The sequence below is a fragment of the Kitasatospora sp. NPDC048715 genome (assembly GCF_043198905.1).
GTDB lineage: Bacteria > Actinomycetota > Actinomycetes > Streptomycetales > Streptomycetaceae > Kitasatospora > Kitasatospora lactacystinica.
Genome location: NZ_JBICVH010000008.1, coordinates 394,462 through 410,767, shown reverse-complemented (window position 1 = coordinate 410,767; position 16,306 = coordinate 394,462). Strand labels below are relative to the sequence as shown.

Here is a 16,306-nt window from a genome sequence, read left to right as displayed (position 1 = left end):
CGTTGAACGCCTTCGAGATCGCCTTCGACGGCCGACTCTCCGCCGGCCGCCGCTAACTCAACCCAACCGAGTTACACCGTTCACTGGACACACCCCCTCATATCGCGAGGACCATGTTTCGGTCACCGAGCCGTGTCCGCTTGCAGGGGATTCTCGCAACTGGATTTGGTGGTGCGGAAGTTGCTGAGACTATGGCTGGCATGGATGCAGAATCGCTCTTCGTGGATCTCTACGACGCGGTCGCGGATCAGGCCGATTACTCGCAGTCTGACAGTGTGGCCCGCAACTTCCTCCCTGAGGCGGCCATCACTGCGCTGGTAGCCGCGACGGTGAGTGCCTTCGTGGCAGGCCTGACACAGGCCCTCGGGGACGCCGTCAAGGAGAGCGCCTCCAGGCGGATCCGGGCGCTGCTCCGCCGCTCGGCCGAGGCACCGGACGGTGACGGTGCCGAGCTGGCGGTGGAGGCCCTGCGTCTACTGGAGCAGTATCTGCCGTTGTTGCGTAACTCGACCAGCGAGCAGCGTGCGGCTGAGGAGCGTTGGGTGGCTGCCGAGTTGGAGGGCCGTGGATTCCCTTCACACGTAGCGGAGCGCATTGCCGCAGACATGGTTGGCCGACTGCGTGCGGAGGCGGAAGAGCAATGATCGATGTGCGGCAGTTCCACCTGATGGGAGGGCGAGAGCCCATCGGCGCCCAGTGGACTAGGTTCTGGGTCTTCGGCCTGGCTTGCAACACGGTCGGGGCCACGGAGGAGGGCGGCAACTGGTCTGAGTTGGTCGCCGCCCATCGGTCCAGCCTCGACATCATGGCCTCCGGTGGGCTCGCCAACTCTGACACGTTGGCTCTGCTGCACATCGCCATCGACATAGTCGAGACCGTCGAACTGGCCCCCGAGCTCCATATGCTGGCCATCGACTACCTGATGAATGTGGCGCTGACCGAAGCGGAGATCCCACCGCCGGGACAGCCCCTCATGCCACCCGAGCAGGGTCCGACAGCGCCGCTGGATGGGTACTTGCCCCTTCGGAACCTTCCCTTTGCATGGGAGCGGGAGATGCTGCAACGGGGGCAACGTGAGGTGCTGCGCCAGTTGTTCATGATCTCGCACGAGCAGCTATCGGCAGCGATCCAGCAGTGTGTCCGGCACAGCCGCAACCTGGAGGAGTGGCAAGCCGGCATGGTGAGGCAGCTCATCTACCACACGCGCATGAAAGTAACGTCCGTTACCTATGGGGACTGCCCCTCGTTCATTGAAGATCTGTTCACCCCGGAGGAAATCACTACGCTCGCCCGCCAGGAAGCTTACGCCGCAGAGCAGTTCGCGCACCTCGCCACAGCACTTGGGTACGGGCGTCACCTGCAGAAGAGCCTCGACGAACTTACCGAGAGGGTCCTCGCCTTCGAGGGTGAAACCCTTCGCCTTCGCATGCGGCTGCGGGCCATGCGAGGCCGCTATGAGGTACCGCCGTACATGGTGTCTGAGCTGGAGGCGCTGCTCCGGTCCGCCAGGGGTCCGGGCGCAACCTGACGGTTCGCCCGGCGGCGTCCCACCCCGGTGGCCTGCACCGGAGATCTATCGGCAGAGGTGGGCGAGGGGTCGAGGACATCGTCGGCTCAGGTCGCCCGCTCTGGATGGCGTGGCGGGGTTACCGCTGGTGGAGCGGTTGTGGGTGCTGCCGGATCCGCGGCGGCGTCGAGGGATGCGTCACCCGTTCGTGGTGGCGTGTTCTGACTTGACGTCAGTCGCAGGTGGGCGCACAGGGCGACCGGCGCACCCCCGGAAAGCCGGTCTTCGAGTGGACATTGAGTGGACGTGGCGCCAGTGAAGGGCCGTGAAAACCAGTGAAAGCCGGAGACGGCCAAAGATGACCCCAGGGCCTCTGACCTGGGAAAACAGGGAAAATCAGGGGAAGGTAGTGAACCCCGGTTAAAGCGGTCGCAGGACTCATAATCCCTTGTTCGTGGGTTCGAGTCCCACCCGCCCCACCGTGCAAAACCGACGGTGAGTCACCGAAATGGGTGCTCTGACCAGGGGGAATTCCCCAGAGCCTCGATTGGGACTGTAGAGCACCGGGTGCGCTGACAGCCCGCCACTACGCCGAGAATCACCCGCCAGTGGACTTCTAGTGGACATGGCGTAGGCGAGTGGACATCTGGCAAGCTGCTGGCCGTGAGCGCGCCGGCGACTCGACGTCGGCCGACGAGCAGCTGCTCCGCACCGAGGTGAGCCCCGCGGCCTCTCGGTCCGGGGCGCGGGGAGGACGAACAACCTGTGATCGACCTTGAACACCTCCTGACCCGGGTGCACAACCCCGACGTCCGCCCCCTGGTTCAGGACGCCCACCGCGCCTACGCCACCGGCATCCCGCGCGCCGCGATCGTTCTCACCTGGACCGCCGTCTGCGCGGACCTGATCGCCGAGGCGCAGGCTCTCAGCGACGACGGCGAGTCGGACGCCCGGGCCCTTGCCGAGGAGGTGGAGAAGGCCCAGCAACTTGTTGCCGCCACCGATGAGAAGCAGCGGCGAGACGGCGTGAAGAAGATGCTCGATGTCGAGCGGGACATCCTCGACGCCGCGCTGAAGCTGGAGCTGATCGACCGTTCTCAGCACGTCCAGCTGGACCGGCTGCGCGAAGACCGCCACCAGAGCGCCCACCCGTCCCTGCGGCCCCTCGGCGAGCTGTACGAGCCGACCACCGAGTACGCCCGCGCCCACCTCGTGGCGGCCCTGGACGCTGTGCTGATCCACCCGCCGAGCCAGGGCCGCAAGGTCCAGACAAGCTTCGCCGCCCACGTCGCCGACCCTGGCTTCGTCCTGAACACCGGGCACCTCACCCACACCTACTTCGACCGGGTCCGACCGGCGGCCCGCAACAAGGTGGTCGACTTCGCCGCGAAGTTCGCGGTCCTCCAGATCGCCGACGCCAGCATCGCGTTGCCCGCCGACCAACTCGCGGACCGGATGGCAGAGTGCCTGCGCTGCTTCGCCGACCGGGACATGGGCTTGGTCGAGCTGGCGGTGGCCAAGCAGATGGAGAAGCTCGGCAAAGTCGAGCCCGCCGTACAGCTTGCGGCACTTGCCCGCCTGGGCAACCTCTCGGCGTTTTGGAAGGCCATGCCTGAGACCTTGAGCGGGCTGTTCGCGTCCCGAATCGAGCAGATCGGGAAGAAGGGCGCAGACCCGGTGAAGTCGCTCGCAGGTGTCGAGATCAAGGCCCTTGGTCTGGTCACCTACCCCGAACTGCGGCAGCGTCTTCCCGAGCTGGAGAAGGCCTTCACCGGGCTGGACTACTTGAACATGGCGGATGCGATCAACCGCCGTCCGGATGCCTACTACACGCCGTACCTGCCTGACCTCCTGGCGAAGGCCCGTAGCTTTGACCTCGGCCAGGCCGTGGCCAAGCTGGCCGTGCTGCCTTGTGCACAGTTCGTGGATCTTGAGTCGTTGGAGAAGATCTTGCGGGCATGGTGGGGCAATACCCAGTGCTGGGGGCGGCTCATGACCGGTTACCTGGAGGAGTTCTACCAGGCGACCGCCCATCAAGGACCGGAGCGCGACACCGTATGGCGGTCCTACCTCGAAGAGCTGCGCGAGTACGAATCCACCATCTACCGCGACCTGTCCCGGCGCCTGGCCCTTCCCGAGCCGGGGGAGACCGCGGCGGGCGCGGAGTAGGACCTGCGGCGGGCAGGCACGCGGACGGGGCGGTGACCGTGGAGGTCACCGCCCCGTGGGGGAGGTTCAGACGGGCGCGGGCTCGGTGGCCTTGGTCGCGAGCGCGGCCTTCTTCTCACGGGCCCGGCGCAGCGCGGCGAGCCGCCCGCCGCTGCTCGGGGCGGGAACCGGGGCCGGAGTCGGCACGGTGGTCGGCGTGGGGGGCAGGGTGGACTGCGCCGGGACGGGTGCAGGAGCCTCGGCCGGGGTGGGCTGAGTGTCCGGCGCCGCTTCCGCAGCGGCCTCGGAGGCGGGTCGGTCGGCGCGGGGGACGACGGCAAGGGCGGCTTCGGCCTGGGGCTGCTTAGCCTCCTCGAAGATGGTGGTGTAGGTGTCCATGGTGATCTGGATGCCGGAGTGGCCGAGCTGGTCGGAGATGTCCTTGGGCTCGGCGCCGCCTGCGTGGGTGAGGCCGGCGGTGCTTTGGCACAGCCCGTGAAGGGTGATGGGGGGCAGTCCGGCAACATTGGGCGGGAAGTTGCTCGGGATCGAGTGGCAAGCGGGAAGTGCTGGTACCCGCGGCCCGGTACTGTTCCTATGGTTCGGTGCTGTCATGGCGGATCGCGAAGTAGCGTCGCTCCAGCCAGGATTGGGAATCGCGACCGGATGGCACTTCTCAGCAACTCGGTCCTGGTGCGTAGAACTGTCCACGTCGTAGTGTCGACGGTGCCTGACAGGAGTCGGGTTGCCATCCTCGGTGGGGATGTAGTGGGGAACTGGCGGCGGTGAAGACCGGAGAAGGCGAGTGAAAGCTGAGGCCTTCGAACATCTCCGTGAGCCCGCTGACCTGCGGAGATGGGTAAAATCGAAGGCTCCTGGCGAGCCTTAGTGAAAGCGACGATTTAACTCGAATTTGCCAGCCATGCCAGAAACAGCCTTCCGCTCGGTTGACCCCCTGGCACCGGAACCTAGAGTCAAATCCCTTGTGCGGCACGTCAGATGATCCATCCGAGTGCACCGGAAAGGGAGTCGGCGCGGGTCGAACGGGCCGGGCGGGTGGGTCAGCCGAGCGGCTCGGCCCGGCCGGCGGCCAGCCCGGTGACGGTGGCGGTCAGGATGCGGGCGAGCCGGGGTTCGACCTCGATGACGGCGTGCGCCAGCCGGGGGTCGGTGCGGTAGAGGGCGGCGACCTCGGCGCCCGGGTTCGCGATCTGCCACATGGCCCCGGCGAGGGAGACGGCGGTGGCGATCAGGTCGGTGACGTCCTGGTCGTCCAGCGCGGGCAGTTGTTCGCGGACGGCCGCGCCGATCGGTTCGCGCGCGGCGAGCGTGGCGAGCTTGAAGTCGCGCACCGCGTCGAGCGAGACGTTGCGTTCGAGGTTGAGCGGGGCGTGGGCGAGCAGGTCGCAGAACATCCCGCGGGCGGCGAGCGTGGTGGCGAAGGCCCGCGCCACGGCGGCCGGGCCCGGCTCCGCGCTCTCCCGCAGCCGCGCGGTCAGCGCGTCCGACCACTCCGCCCAGCCCTCGGCGGTGAGCCGCAGGAAGATCTCCTCGCGGGTCTCGAAGTACCGCAGCAGCGCCGACTTGTGCATTCCCACCGCGGCGGCGATGTCGGTCAGGGTGACGTCCCTGATGCCGTGCTCGTGGCCGAGCGAGCGGGCCGCGGCCAGGATCGCGGCCTCGCGCCGGCGTTTGGCCTCGGGTGAGCGTGCGCGCTGGAACTCCGATGCTGCATCCACCCGCCCATGGTAGGGCAACACCGTTGCCGTAATACCGCAACACCGTTGCGCTAATAACGCAACGATGTTTTACTAGAAGGCATGGAGCAGAACACGGAACAGAGCACGGAACAGACCTGGTTCATCACCGGCAGCTCGCGCGGCTTCGGTCGCGCCCTCGTCCGCGCCGCACTCGAAGCCGGCGACCGGGTGGCCGCGACCGCCCGCCGCCCCGAGCAACTCGCGGACCTCGCGGAGGAGTTCGGCGACCGGATCCGCCCGATCGCGCTGGACGTCACCGACCCGGCGGCCGCCCGGGCCGCCCTCGCCGAGGCGCACGCCGCCTTCGGCCGGATCGACGTGCTGGTGAACAACGCCGGCTACGCCAACGTCTCGCCGATCGAGACCACCGAGGACGCCGACTTCCGCGCCCAGTTCGAGACCAACTTCTGGGGCGTCTACCACGTCACCAAGGCCGCGCTCCCGCTGCTGCGCGAGCAGAAGGGCGGTCTGGTCGTGCAGTTCTCCTCGATGGGCGGGCGGGTCGGCGGATCCCCGGGCATCGCCTCGTACCAGGCGGCGAAGTTCGCCATCGACGGGTTCAGCCGGGTGCTGCGCGCCGAGACCGCGCCGTTCGGCGTGCGGGTGCTGGTGGTGGAACCCAGCGGCTTCCGCACCGACTGGGCAGGCTCCTCGATGGTCGTCCACGACGTCCCGGAGGCCTACGACGAGACGGTCGGCGCCGTGAACAGGCGGCTGCGGCAGGGGGGCGACGGCGCCGCGGGCGACCCGGTCCGGGCGGCCGAGATCCTGGTCCGGGTGGCCAAGCGGCGCGACATCCCCCACCACCTGCCGCTCGGGGTCAACGCCGTCGAGGGCTCGATCGCCATGGACCGGCGGCTCCTGGAGGAGGACACCAGGTGGCGCGAGGTGGCCCGTTCGGCCGATTTCGCCGAGGCCTACCCGGTCGACTTCCCGGCCGACTCGATCGACTGACCGTGCCGACTCGCCCGACTGACCGTGCCGCGCCCGCCCGGCGCCGTCGCCGCGCCCGTGCGCGGCACCGCGGCCCGGCGCGGGGTGAGCGCCGGGCCGCAGGGGTTTCCGGGTCAGCAGTTGTCGAGGATGCCGGTGAGCGCGGTCTTCTCGGCGCTGTCCACGCCCAGGCCGTAGTACTGCTTCACCTGCACCCAGGCGCGGGCGTAGGTGCAGCGGTAGGAGGCCTGGGGGAGCCACTCGGCCGGGTCGCGGTCGCCCTTGGAGCGGTTGCTGCTCGCGGAGACCAGCAGCAGCTGGGGGCGGGTGACGTCGTTGGCGAAGGCCTGGCGCTGTGCGGTGGTCCAGGCCCAGGCGCCGGAGGCCCAGGCCTCGGAGAGCGGCACCAGGTGGTCGACGTCGAAGGAGGAGGCGTTGGTGGTGGTGGCGCCGTCGTACGGCGAGGACCAGTTGCCGCTGGTCGCCTTGCAGGAGGTGTCGGTGGCGACGTTGCTGCCGTCCCGCTTGACGACCCACTCGCGGGTGTCGCAGGTGCCGCTGATGGTGATCCAGGTCGGGAACAGCGTGCGGTCGTAGGTGTCCCCGTGGGTCTCAGCGGTGGCGGGCATCGCGGCGAGGTAGCTGCGGGCGGTGGCCGCGGAGATCGGGGTCGGCAGGGCGGCCTGGGCGGGGGTGCCGGCCGTGAGCACGGTCGCGGCGGCGAGGGCGGCGGCAGCCGGTATGCAGGACAGGAACCGGCGCATGGGTGCGGTGGGGGCCATGGCGGACGCTCCATCATCAGATCGGAAGAACTGCTGAATTGCGTGCGCCAGTGTGGCGATCCGGTCACCTACGCGGGTAGACCCGGGAAGTGAAATCCTCGTGCACATCGGACGTGCACCGGACAAGTCCGGCGTACGTCACGGGGGTTCGGGGTGGTGTGTCCGGTTTTCCGGCTGCCGCCGGGGGATTCAGTCGCGGCGGCGGCCCGCCATCCAGACGTAGACCAGGATGCCCGCGAACAGGAACAGCACGCCCTGGTAGACGGCGGCGTAGCCGGCCCCGGCGAGCAGCCAGAGCGAGAAGGCGAAGGCGCCGAGGCCGAGGACGGCGTCGCGCACCAGTCGCCCGCGGTCGACCTTCTCGCCCGCCCCGCGCACCAGCCAGTACAGCTGGGCGGCGGTGGAGAGCAGGTACGGCACGGTGGCGGTGAAGGTGGTGACCAGCACCAGCATGTCGAAGGCGCCCTTCGCGCCGCTGGCGAAGTTGACCACGGTCAGCGCCGAGGCCAGTGCCACGCTGACCAGCACGCCGAAGGCCGGCACCCCGCGCCGCTCCTTGCCGAAGGCGGCCGGGAACAGGCCGTCCTTGGCGGCCGCGTACGGGGCCTGGGCGGAGAGCAGGGTCCAGCCGTTGAGGGCGCCGGTCATCGAGACCAGCGCGGCGACGGCGATCGCCGTGCCGCCCCAGCTGCCGCCGAACATGGCGTCCACGGCGTCCGAGAACGGCGCGGCGGAGTGGACGAGTTGCTGGTGCGCCACGGTGCCGAACACCGCGATGGTGCCGAGCAGGTAGACCACCGCCGCACCGGTGGTGCCGAGCACGCTGGCCCGGCCGACGTTGCGCTCCGGGTCGCGGACCTTGCCGGCGCTCATCGCGGCCGACTCCACGCCCAGGTAGCTGAACAGCAGGATCGCCGCGGCGGCGGTCATGCCGCCCGCCCAGCCGTGGCCGGTGGCGTCGAAGGGCCCGAGGTTCTTCGGGTCGAAGAAGAACAGGCCGCCCACCGAGACCAGCAGCAGCGGAATGAACTTCAGCACGGTGGAGACGAGTTGGACGGCCCCGACGTAGCGGGTGCCGGCCAGGTTGGCCAGGGCCGGCAGCCACTGGAAGGCCAGCGCGGCGGTGATCTCCAGCGGGATGGAGTGGTGGAGCGGCAGCAGTACGTCCAGGTACCCGACGGCGGCCACGGCGAGCGCGGCGTTGCTGACCCAGGTGGTGATCCAGTACGACCACGCGGACAGGAAGCCGGCGAAGTCCCCGAAGGCCTCGCGGGCGTAGACGTACGGCCCGCCGGTGCGCGGGTTGCGGCGGGCGAGCTGTCCGAAGACCAGCGCCAGCGCGATCGCGCCCACGGTGAGCACTCCGAAGGCGGCCAGGCTGACCGTCCCGAACGGGGCCACGGCGGCGGGGATCATGAAGATGCCGCCGCCGATGATGTTGCCCATCACCAGGGCGGTGGCGGTCAGCAGCCCGAAGCGGCGGCCGGTGGTCCGGGGCGCGGGGCCGTCCGGCGGGGAGCCGACGGGTCCCGGGGTCTCCGGGCCGCTCGGTCGGGTCGCCTGCCGGGGTGCGGCGGGACTGGTCTGCATGAGGGTGGTGCGCCTTTCGTGGTGCTGCTCCTGCTGGTGCTCGCGCTCGGTGGAGCGTCGTGGAGCGACCGTTCATGCTCGGACCGGGCGGCACCTTGCACCAAATCGCCGGGATTTGTTCAGTTCGCCCGGTCCATCACCGCAAGACTTGCGGCCGCGGGGCAGCCGGACGGGTACTCGTCCGGCCCCCTCCGTCCGGCCGTTCGACCGGATTCACGCGGGTACGCCCGGATTCCTCGACGTACGCCCGGATTCGCCCGGCCGGGGGAGTTGCCTCACCCGAACGCCTCAGCCCGGTTGCGGCGCGCGCCCGAAGCCGCGCGTTCGTGTGCCAACGTTGGCGCGGCGCCCCCGGTGGGGCGCCGCCCGGCCCGTCGGGCGGCCGAACAGGCCGGTCGGGGGCGCGGGTTGAGGACCAGAGACGAACCAAAGGACATCAGATGTCGCTTCGTGGGAAGATCCGCAAGCTCGCCGTGATCGTCGCCGTGGCCGGTGCCGTGGTGGCGGTCCCGACCTCGGCCATGGCGGGGGGCTTCGCTCCGACGCAGTCGGAGGGACAGCACCTGGAGTCCGGCTCCGCGGGCGTCGGCCTGGTCGGCCCGCACGCCACCTGGTTCAACTACTCCGAGCACAGCGAGAGCGACTGCGGCTGCTGATCCCCGCCCCCCGAGCCCGGAGACCGCCCGTCGGCCTCCGGGCTCACGGCCGTCCCGCGGCGGCCGGCTCCCGCAGGTGCGCCGGACGGGTTCCGGGGCCGCGGCCCGCCGCCCTGTCCCGCGGGACAGGGCCGCGGACCGCCGCCCGGTCCCGCAGTTCCTTCAGCACCGCGATGTCCATCGCGTGCCCGGTGCCGTCCCCGCCGTGCTTGCGGTCCGGGGTCTCCACCACCAGGGGCACCCCGGCCGTCTCCGGGTGCTCGAACAGCTCGCGGAACGGCTCGGCGCCGATCATCCCGGCGCCGATGTTGGCGTGCCGGTCCTTGCGGGCGCCGACCACGTCCTCGGAGTCGTTGGCGTGGATCAGCCGCAGCCGGCCCGGACCGGCCGCGGCGGCCAGGGCGTCCAGCGCGGCCGTCACCCCGCCCGGCTCCGCCAGGTCGTGCCCGGCGGCGAAGGCGTGGCAGGTGTCCAGGCAGACTCCCACCTTCGGGTGATGGTCCAGCGCCGCCATGTACGCGGCCAGCTCCTCCAGCCGCGAGCAGAGCGAGCTGCCCTGGCCCGCCGTCGGCTCCAGCAGCAGCCAGGGCGCGTCGTCGCCCAGCCCGTCCAGCTCCTCCAGCAGCGGCCGGACGTCCGTCCGGACCTGCGCCATCGCCTCGGCCCGGCGCGAGCCGCCGCCGGGCGCGGTGCCGACCGCCGAGCCGGTGTGCAGGACGACACCGAGCGCGCCGATGGCGTGGCCGCGGCGCAGCGAGTGCCGCAGCGACTCGGCTGAGCGTTCGCGGGTGGCCGGGTTGTCCGAGCCGAAGTTGATCAGGTACGGCGCGTGCACCCAGGCCGGGACGCCCCGTTCGGCGCAGGCGGTGCGGAACTCCTCGTCCTGGGCCGGGTTGCCCGGGGGAGTGGCCCAGCCGCGCGGGTTGGCCACGAACACCTGCACCGTCTCCGCGCCGACCCGGGCCGCGTACGCCAGGCCGGTGCCGGCCAGTCCGCGCGCGGCCACCGGGACGTGGGCGCCGATCGGGTTGCGGAGGGCGGCGACGGGCGGTACGTGCACGGTGGTCATGGCCCCGAGCATGCCACGCGCCCGGACCGGGGTGTCGGGCGGGCCGGGCCGGGCGGAGCGGAGCGGGGTGGCCGGGGCGGGGTGGCCCGGGAGGGTCGGCCGGGGGCCGGAGAAACGATTCACTGTGCTCGATCGAGTGAATCCGGGCCGGAACCCGGGGACCACCCCACCCGCCTCCGTCACGATCCGTGACCAGATGGACTTCGCGACTCCTGAGGAGGCAGCCGTGAGCACCGCCGAACCGGTCGAGACCGTCGACCTGCGCGCCGACCACCTGATCCGCGACCCCTTCACCGCCTTCGCCGACCTGCGCGAGCGCGCCCCGCTCGCCCGCGCCACCATCCCCGGCGTGGAGCCCTTCTGGATCGCCGTCCGCTACCAGGACGTCCGCACCGTGCTGTCCGACCCGCGCTTCGTCAACGACGTGAACGCCGTCGACGGCCCCGTCGCCGACGAGCTCGCCACCGCCGCCGCCACCACGGACGCCACCACGGACGTCCTCGCCGCGGAAGCCGTCGGCGCCGTGGGCACCGCCGCCGACCCGTCCGGCCCGGCGGACGAGCCCGCCGCCCCCGCCCCCGTCCCCGCGCACCGCACCGAGCAGGTCTGGCGCGCCCGCGGCATGCCGCCGGAGTGCGCGAAGTACCTCCGCGCCGGGGTCTTCGGCGCGGACGGCGCCCGGCACCGCCGGATGCGCGGGCTGGTGCACCCCGCCTTCACGGCCGGTGCGGTGGAGCGCCTGCGGCCCCGGATCGAGCGGCTCGCCGAGGAGTACGCCCGGGCGCTGCCCCGGCACGCCGGCCCGGACGGCGTGGTCGACCTGGTGGCGCACTTCGCCTACCCGCTGCCCGTCACGGTGATCTGCGAGCTGCTCGGGATCCCCGAGGCCGACCGCCCGCAGTGGCGTCGCTGGAGCTCCTACCTCGGCCGGGGCGCCGGGCCCGGCCTGGACGAGGCGCTGCGCGCCATGGTGACCGCCGCCCGCGACCTGGTCGGGCGCCGCCGGGCCGAACCGGCCGAGGACCTGCTCTCCCGGCTGGCCGCCGCGGAGGGCGACACCCTCGCCCCGGTGGAGACCGTCTCGCTGATCCTCAACCTGATCGTGGCCGGGCACGAGACCACCGCCACCCTGATCGGCAACGGCACGGCCGCGCTGCTCGCCCACCCCGAACAGCTGGCACTGGTCCGGTCCGACCCGGGCCTGCTGCCCGCCGCCGTCGACGAGCTGATGCGCTGGTGCGGCCCGACCATCGGCGGGGTGCCGCGCTACGCGACGGAGGACCTCACCCTGGCCGGCACCCCGATCCGCAAGGGCGAGGCGGTGATGCCGATCCTCGCCGGGGCCAACCACGACCCGCGGGTCTACGCCGAACCGGAGCGCCTGGACGTCTGCCGGGCGAGCGCGCCGGACCGCGCGGGGCACCACGAGGCGCACCTGGGCTTCGGCCACGGCACCCACCGGTGCCTGGGCTCGGTGCTGGCGCACCAAGAGGCCGTCGTCGCCTTCGACACGCTGCTGCGGACGTACCCGCGGCTGGCTCTCGCGGTCGGCCCGGAGGCCGTCGAGCGCGGACCGAACCCGGCCGCCTGGCACCTCGCCGCGCTGCCCGTCCGCCTCGGGCCGCAGGCCCCGGCCGCGGGCTGACCCCGGGCCGCCGAGCCCGCTGCCGAAGCACCCGCCGAGCCCGCTGCCGAAGCGCCCGCTGCCGACGCGCCCGCCGAGCCCGCTGCCGAAGCGCCCGACGCGCCCGACCGCCCCCGTGGTCGGGCGCGTCGCCACGACTGCCGCCGCCCACCCGCCGTACGGCACGCCCGACCCCCACCACCCCGCGCCACGCCGGGCCGTCCCACCTCCGGTCGACGCCCCGTCAGTCCCGCAGCCCAGCCCTGGTGGCGGGCCCATCCGGCCGCCCGTACCGTCGACACGGCCGCACCCACCGGCCGTCACCGCCCGCGCACAGCGCGTCAGCCCATACCGCCGGCCCGTGCGGGGGACCACGACACCCGCACGAACACCGCGCGCGCCGAAAGAAACAGGTCACCACTCATGTCCACGCGACGGGTCCACCACCTCGCCGCGGCCACCGCCGCCGCCACCGCCCTGACCACCGTCCTCGCCGCCCTGGCCGCCGCCCCCGCGGCCCGCGCCGACGGTGGCCTCCCGCTGCACCACGTCCGGCCAGGAGAATCGATTCAGCGGGCGGTCGACGCCGCCCGGCCCGGTGACACCGTCCAGCTGTTCCCCGGCACCTACCGGGGCAGCGTCCGCATCACCACCCCCGGCATCACCCTGCGCGGCGCCGGCCGGGACAGCGTGATCGTCCCGGGGGACGGCACCGAGAACGCCTGCGCCGCCGCCGGCCACGGCATCTGCGTGGTCGGCACCGAGGAGCACCCGCTGTCCGACGTCACCGTCCACGGCCTCGCCGTCACCGGCTTCCGCAAGAACGGCATCGACGCCAGCGGCACCACCGGTCTGACCGTCAGCGGCACCTACGTCCACGACAACGCCCAGCAGGGCATCAGCCAGGAGATGTCCACCCGGGCCGTCATCCGCGGCAACCGCTCGACCGACAACGGCCAGTCCGGCGTCTTCCTCGCCAACTACGCCTACCGCGAGGGCGGCTCGCCCGACACCGGCGGCACCGTCATCGAGGGCAACGAGCTGACCGGCAACCGGGTGGGCGTCACCGTCCGCCGGTTGCGCGGGCTGGCCGTCCAGGACAACGGGATCAGCGGCAACTGCGCCGGCGTCTTCGTGGTCGGCGACGAGGGCGTGCCCCGCGCCGGGAACCTCGACGTCCGGCGCAACACCGTCGTCGGCAACAACAAGTTCTGCCCGGCCAACCCGCGCCTGGGCGCCATCCAGGGCGCCGGCATCGTGCTCACCGGCACCGAGGACACCCGGGTGACGGAGAACGAGGTCCGCGACAACACGGGCACCTCGGACTTCTCCGGCGGCATCGTCCTCTTCCGGAGCGTCGTCGGCGTCTCCAACGCCCGCGCCGTGATCACCGACAACGAACTGAGCGGCAACGGTCCGGCCGACCTCGCCGACCGCGACGCCGGCGCCGACAACACCTTCGCCCGCAACACCTGCGAGCGCTCCGAGCCGGCCGGCCGCTGCTGAGCCCCGGCGCCCCCTCACCCGGGCCGCCGGCCCGTCGCTCCCCGCTCCCACTCCCGCTCCCGCCGCCGGCCCCTCGCCCCTCGCCGCCCGCCGCCCCAGGAACCCCCAAGGACCCGAGGAACCCGCCATGACCACCGCACCCGCCCATACCAGCCCCCAGGCCGCGATGCGCCTGCGCGAACTCGTCTTCGGCGCCGCCTGCGCCGCCGCCGTCCGCGCGGCCGCCCGGCTCGGTGTCGCCGACGTGCTCGGCGACACCCCGACCACCGTCACCGACCTCGCCGTCGCACTCGACACCGAGCCCCGCCAGCTGCGCCGCCTGATGCGCGCGCTCGCCTGCTACGGCATCTTCGAGGCGAGCGGCGACGACCGCTTCGAGCACACCGAGATGTCCCGGCTGCTGCGCGAGGACGCCCCCAACTCGCTGCGCTACATCTCCCTCTGGTGCACCGAGCCCTGGACCTGGGAGGCCTGGCCGAAGCTGGACGAGGCCGTGCGCTCCGGCCGCAACGTCTTCCCCGAGCTGTTCGGCAAGGAGTTCTTCGACTACCTGCACAGCGACGCGGGCGACTCGGCGAAGGTCTTCGACAAGGCGATGACCACCTCCAGCCGGCAGTCCGCCGAGGACTTCGCCGAGTACCTGGACCTCACCGGCATCGACTCGGTGGCGGACATCGGCGGCGGCCAGGGCCACGTGCTGGCCAGCCTGCTGGAGAAGCACCCGGCGTTGCACGGCACCCTGCTGGACCTGCCCAAGGTGGTGGCGGGCGCCGACCCGAGGCTCCAGGACGGCGGCGCCTTCTCCGCCCGGGCCCGCCTGGTGCCGGGCGACTGCCGGATGGAGATCCCGGTCCGCGCCGACCTCTACATCATCAAGAACATCCTGGAGTGGGACGACGACAGCACTCGCCGCACCCTGGCCAACGTGGTCAAGGCGGCCGGCTCCGGCGCCCGTGTCGTGGTGGTGGAGAACCTGGTCGACAACAGCCCCTCGATGCGGTTCACCACCGCGATGGACCTGATGCTGATGCTCAACGTGGGCGGTGCCAAGCACTCCGAGGAGAGCATGGTCGGGCTGATGGCGGAGGCCGGACTGACCGTCACCGCGGTCCGCCCGGTCAACCCCTACCTGCACGCCTTCGAGGCCCTCGTGACCGGCTGAGCCGCCGCCGTACGACAGTACGCCCGTACGACGTTACGACCACCGGCACGCGCGACCGCCGGCCCCCGAGCGAAGGGGGCCGGCGGTCGTCGCGCTCCCGGCAGGGGCGGGGCGGGTCAGCCCGGGTGCGAGGACTCCAGGTGGGCGAAGACCACGACGTTGTCGAGGTAGTCCCGCCGCTTCTTGTCGTAGGTGCCGCCGCAGGTGATCAGCCGGAGCTGGGCGTCCGGGGTCCTGCCGTACACCTTGGCGTCGGGGAAGGCGTTCTTGGCGAAGGTCTCCACCGAGTCGACCGAGAACACCGCGACCGTCCCGTCCGCGCGGCTCACCTCGACCTTGTTGCCCGGCAGCAGGAAGCTCAGCAGCAGGAACACCGCCGGGCCCTTGGCGGTGTCCACGTGCCCGGCCAGGACCGCGCTGCCGCGCTCCCCCGGGGTGACGCCGTCCCGGTACCAGCCCACCAGGTTCTTGTCGTCCGGTGGTGGCGCGTCGAGCTGGCCGGCCGGGTTGACGGCCAGTTCGGTGAACGGCGCGTCCACGGCGATCTGCGGGATCCGCAGCCGGGTCGGCTTGGCGCGTTTGAGCGCCGGCGTCTGCGGCGCCGCGTCCGCGTCCGCGGCGCCCGCGGGACCGGGGACGGTCGGCGCGGCGGCCGCCGGGGGAGCGGGCCGGCCGTCCTCCGCGCCGGCGTCCGAGCCGGTGTCCACCGAGTTGTAGATCAGCAGCAGCCCGACCGCTGCCGCGCCCATCCCCGCGCGCAGCAGCCGGGGTGTTCCAGAGGCGGGACCGCCCGTCATTCCTGTCCTCCGCTCGACCTGTTCCACGACGGCCCACCGCCCCCGGTGCGCCAGCCCCGCGCGGGGAGGCGCCCGGAGGCGGCGGAAGCAGGGTGCCCCGGCGTCAGGCGACCGCGCCGGTGGTGCGGCGGCCGCGGCGCAGGGCGTACGCGCCCGCCCCGAGGCCGCCGAGCAGCAGCACCGCGCCGGAGGCGAGCCCGCTGCCGGACAGCGCGAGACCGCCGCCGCCGGTGTGCACGCCGCCGTGCGGGCTCTTGTGGTCCTCGTCCTTGGCCTCGGTGCCCTTGTGCTCGTCGGTGCCCTTGTGTTCCTCGGTGCCCTTGTGCTCGTCGGTGCCCTTGCGCTCGTCGGCGCCCTTGTGCTCCTCGGAGGCGGCACCGCCCCTGTTGTCGTCGGTGGCCTTGGAGTTGTCGGAGGTCTTCTCGGACTTGTCCTGCTTCTCCTGCCAGGTCAGGTTCTTGCCCTGGTCGGCGGCACCGTCGGCGAAGGCCATGGGGGTACCGACGGTGATCATGGCGGCGACGGCCGCCCCGGCGAGCAGTGTGCGTGCAGAACGCATGAGGATGATCCTTCCGGTGCGCAGGACCGCGACTGCCGGCACGGTGCCGGGCAAGAGGACTCGCGGGGGTTGCGCCTGATCCACGGTCATCCACCGTGCGGCCGACTGCCACCGGAGTGTGGCAGCGCCGGTACGCAGCGTGCGCCCTTCGGGTGGAGTCCCGGGAGTGTTCACCCGTACGGCCGGGCGATCCGGGTGAATCCGGGGCGGCCG

The 16,306-nt window shown here is 72.0% G+C and carries 15 protein-coding genes; 8 read left to right on the top strand and 7 right to left on the bottom strand.

Annotation, left to right across the window (positions count from 1 at the left end; all coding sequences use genetic code 11):
* Positions 1–200 precede the first annotated feature (200 nt).
* From ACGFSC_RS17800 to ACGFSC_RS17790, 3 genes are all read left to right on the top strand, one after another.
* Positions 201–644, top strand: a complete 444-nt coding sequence (locus ACGFSC_RS17800) for a hypothetical protein (protein WP_359912380.1) — start codon at positions 201–203, stop codon at positions 642–644.
* The gene (locus tag ACGFSC_RS17795) at positions 641–1,528 is read left to right on the top strand and encodes a hypothetical protein (RefSeq protein ID WP_359912378.1); all 888 of its coding nucleotides are present in this window, start codon (positions 641–643) and stop codon (positions 1,526–1,528) included. The genes ACGFSC_RS17800 and ACGFSC_RS17795 overlap by 4 nt, the downstream gene beginning before the upstream one ends.
* A 744-nt stretch (positions 1,529–2,272) precedes the next feature.
* A complete protein-coding gene (locus ACGFSC_RS17790; RefSeq protein ID WP_359912376.1) occupies positions 2,273–3,676 on the top strand; it encodes a hypothetical protein in 1,404 nt (467 codons plus the stop codon).
* A 66-nt stretch (positions 3,677–3,742) separates the two neighbouring features.
* On the opposite strand, the gene ACGFSC_RS17785 is transcribed toward ACGFSC_RS17790, so the two are convergent.
* Both ACGFSC_RS17785 and ACGFSC_RS17780 read right to left on the bottom strand, forming a co-directional pair.
* Positions 3,743–4,054 carry a hypothetical protein gene (locus tag ACGFSC_RS17785; protein WP_359912374.1) on the bottom strand — a complete coding sequence of 104 codons (312 nt, stop codon included), beginning with the start codon at positions 4,052–4,054 and terminating at the stop codon, positions 3,743–3,745.
* A gap of 662 nt (positions 4,055–4,716) precedes the next feature.
* Positions 4,717–5,394: a TetR family transcriptional regulator gene (locus ACGFSC_RS17780; protein WP_359912371.1), complete on the bottom strand. Its 678-nt coding sequence runs from the start codon at positions 5,392–5,394 to the stop codon at positions 4,717–4,719.
* Positions 5,395–5,475: 81 nt separating this feature from the next.
* Between ACGFSC_RS17780 and ACGFSC_RS17775 the strand changes: the two genes are divergently transcribed.
* Positions 5,476–6,369 (top strand): SDR family NAD(P)-dependent oxidoreductase, encoded by an 894-nt coding sequence (locus ACGFSC_RS17775; protein ID WP_359912368.1) that lies wholly within the window; start codon positions 5,476–5,478, stop codon positions 6,367–6,369.
* Positions 6,370–6,482: 113 nt separating this feature from the next.
* Here ACGFSC_RS17775 and ACGFSC_RS17770 read toward each other — a convergent pair whose 3' ends face one another.
* Together ACGFSC_RS17770 and ACGFSC_RS17765 are read right to left on the bottom strand one after the other, a co-directional pair.
* Positions 6,483–7,130, bottom strand: coding sequence for an HNH endonuclease family protein (locus ACGFSC_RS17770; protein ID WP_359912365.1), 648 nt, complete (start codon positions 7,128–7,130; stop codon positions 6,483–6,485).
* A 189-nt stretch (positions 7,131–7,319) separates the two neighbouring features.
* Entirely contained in the window at positions 7,320–8,720 is a 1,401-nt protein-coding gene (locus ACGFSC_RS17765; RefSeq protein ID WP_359912362.1) for an amino acid permease, read from the bottom strand.
* A gap of 440 nt (positions 8,721–9,160) precedes the next feature.
* Between ACGFSC_RS17765 and ACGFSC_RS17760 the strand changes: the two genes are divergently transcribed.
* A complete protein-coding gene (locus ACGFSC_RS17760) occupies positions 9,161–9,376 on the top strand; it encodes a hypothetical protein (protein WP_359912359.1) in 216 nt (71 codons plus the stop codon).
* A 43-nt stretch (positions 9,377–9,419) separates the two neighbouring features.
* Here the strand turns inward: ACGFSC_RS17760 and ACGFSC_RS17755 are convergent, their stop codons facing one another.
* Positions 9,420–10,445, bottom strand: coding sequence for a deoxyribonuclease IV (locus ACGFSC_RS17755; RefSeq protein ID WP_359912357.1), 1,026 nt, complete (start codon positions 10,443–10,445; stop codon positions 9,420–9,422).
* 226 nt (positions 10,446–10,671) lie between these two features.
* Here ACGFSC_RS17755 and ACGFSC_RS17750 point away from each other — a divergent pair, with 226 nt between their 5' ends.
* The 3 genes from ACGFSC_RS17750 to ACGFSC_RS17740 all read left to right on the top strand — a co-directional run bounded on the left by ACGFSC_RS17750 (position 10,672) and on the right by ACGFSC_RS17740 (position 14,737).
* Entirely contained in the window at positions 10,672–12,090 is a 1,419-nt protein-coding gene (locus ACGFSC_RS17750; RefSeq protein WP_359912354.1) for a cytochrome P450, read from the top strand.
* A 402-nt stretch (positions 12,091–12,492) separates the two neighbouring features.
* Positions 12,493–13,575 carry a right-handed parallel beta-helix repeat-containing protein gene (locus ACGFSC_RS17745; protein ID WP_359912351.1) on the top strand — a complete coding sequence of 361 codons (1,083 nt, stop codon included), beginning with the start codon at positions 12,493–12,495 and terminating at the stop codon, positions 13,573–13,575.
* A 127-nt stretch (positions 13,576–13,702) separates the two neighbouring features.
* The gene (locus tag ACGFSC_RS17740; RefSeq protein WP_359912348.1) at positions 13,703–14,737 is read left to right on the top strand and encodes a methyltransferase; all 1,035 of its coding nucleotides are present in this window, start codon (positions 13,703–13,705) and stop codon (positions 14,735–14,737) included.
* A 116-nt stretch (positions 14,738–14,853) separates the two neighbouring features.
* Here ACGFSC_RS17740 and ACGFSC_RS17735 read toward each other — a convergent pair whose 3' ends face one another.
* The gene (locus ACGFSC_RS17735) at positions 14,854–15,534 is read right to left on the bottom strand and encodes a class F sortase (RefSeq protein WP_359912345.1); all 681 of its coding nucleotides are present in this window, start codon (positions 15,532–15,534) and stop codon (positions 14,854–14,856) included.
* Between the two features lie 103 nt (positions 15,535–15,637).
* A complete protein-coding gene (locus ACGFSC_RS17730; protein ID WP_359912342.1) occupies positions 15,638–16,093 on the bottom strand; it encodes a hypothetical protein in 456 nt (151 codons plus the stop codon).
* Positions 16,094–16,306 lie beyond the last annotated feature (213 nt).

Excerpts from the sequence above, each read along its gene's own strand:
- ACGFSC_RS17800 (WP_359912380.1), top strand. The coding sequence starts at position 201 with ATGGATGCAGAATCGCTCTTCGTGGATCTCTACGACGCGGTCGCGGAT.
- ACGFSC_RS17795 (WP_359912378.1), top strand. The coding sequence starts at position 641 with ATGATCGATGTGCGGCAGTTCCACCTGATGGGAGGGCGAGAGCCCATC.
- ACGFSC_RS17785 (WP_359912374.1), bottom strand. The coding sequence starts at position 4,054 with ATGGACACCTACACCACCATCTTCGAGGAGGCTAAGCAGCCCCAGGCC.
- ACGFSC_RS17775 (WP_359912368.1), top strand. The coding sequence starts at position 5,476 with ATGGAGCAGAACACGGAACAGAGCACGGAACAGACCTGGTTCATCACC.
- ACGFSC_RS17770 (WP_359912365.1), bottom strand. The coding sequence starts at position 7,130 with ATGGCCCCCACCGCACCCATGCGCCGGTTCCTGTCCTGCATACCGGCT.
- ACGFSC_RS17765 (WP_359912362.1), bottom strand. The coding sequence starts at position 8,720 with ATGCAGACCAGTCCCGCCGCACCCCGGCAGGCGACCCGACCGAGCGGC.
- ACGFSC_RS17760 (WP_359912359.1), top strand. The coding sequence starts at position 9,161 with ATGTCGCTTCGTGGGAAGATCCGCAAGCTCGCCGTGATCGTCGCCGTG.
- ACGFSC_RS17755 (WP_359912357.1), bottom strand. The coding sequence starts at position 10,445 with ATGACCACCGTGCACGTACCGCCCGTCGCCGCCCTCCGCAACCCGATC.
- ACGFSC_RS17745 (WP_359912351.1), top strand. The coding sequence starts at position 12,493 with ATGTCCACGCGACGGGTCCACCACCTCGCCGCGGCCACCGCCGCCGCC.
- ACGFSC_RS17740 (WP_359912348.1), top strand. The coding sequence starts at position 13,703 with ATGACCACCGCACCCGCCCATACCAGCCCCCAGGCCGCGATGCGCCTG.
- ACGFSC_RS17735 (WP_359912345.1), bottom strand. The coding sequence starts at position 15,534 with ATGACGGGCGGTCCCGCCTCTGGAACACCCCGGCTGCTGCGCGCGGGG.
- ACGFSC_RS17730 (WP_359912342.1), bottom strand. The coding sequence starts at position 16,093 with ATGCGTTCTGCACGCACACTGCTCGCCGGGGCGGCCGTCGCCGCCATG.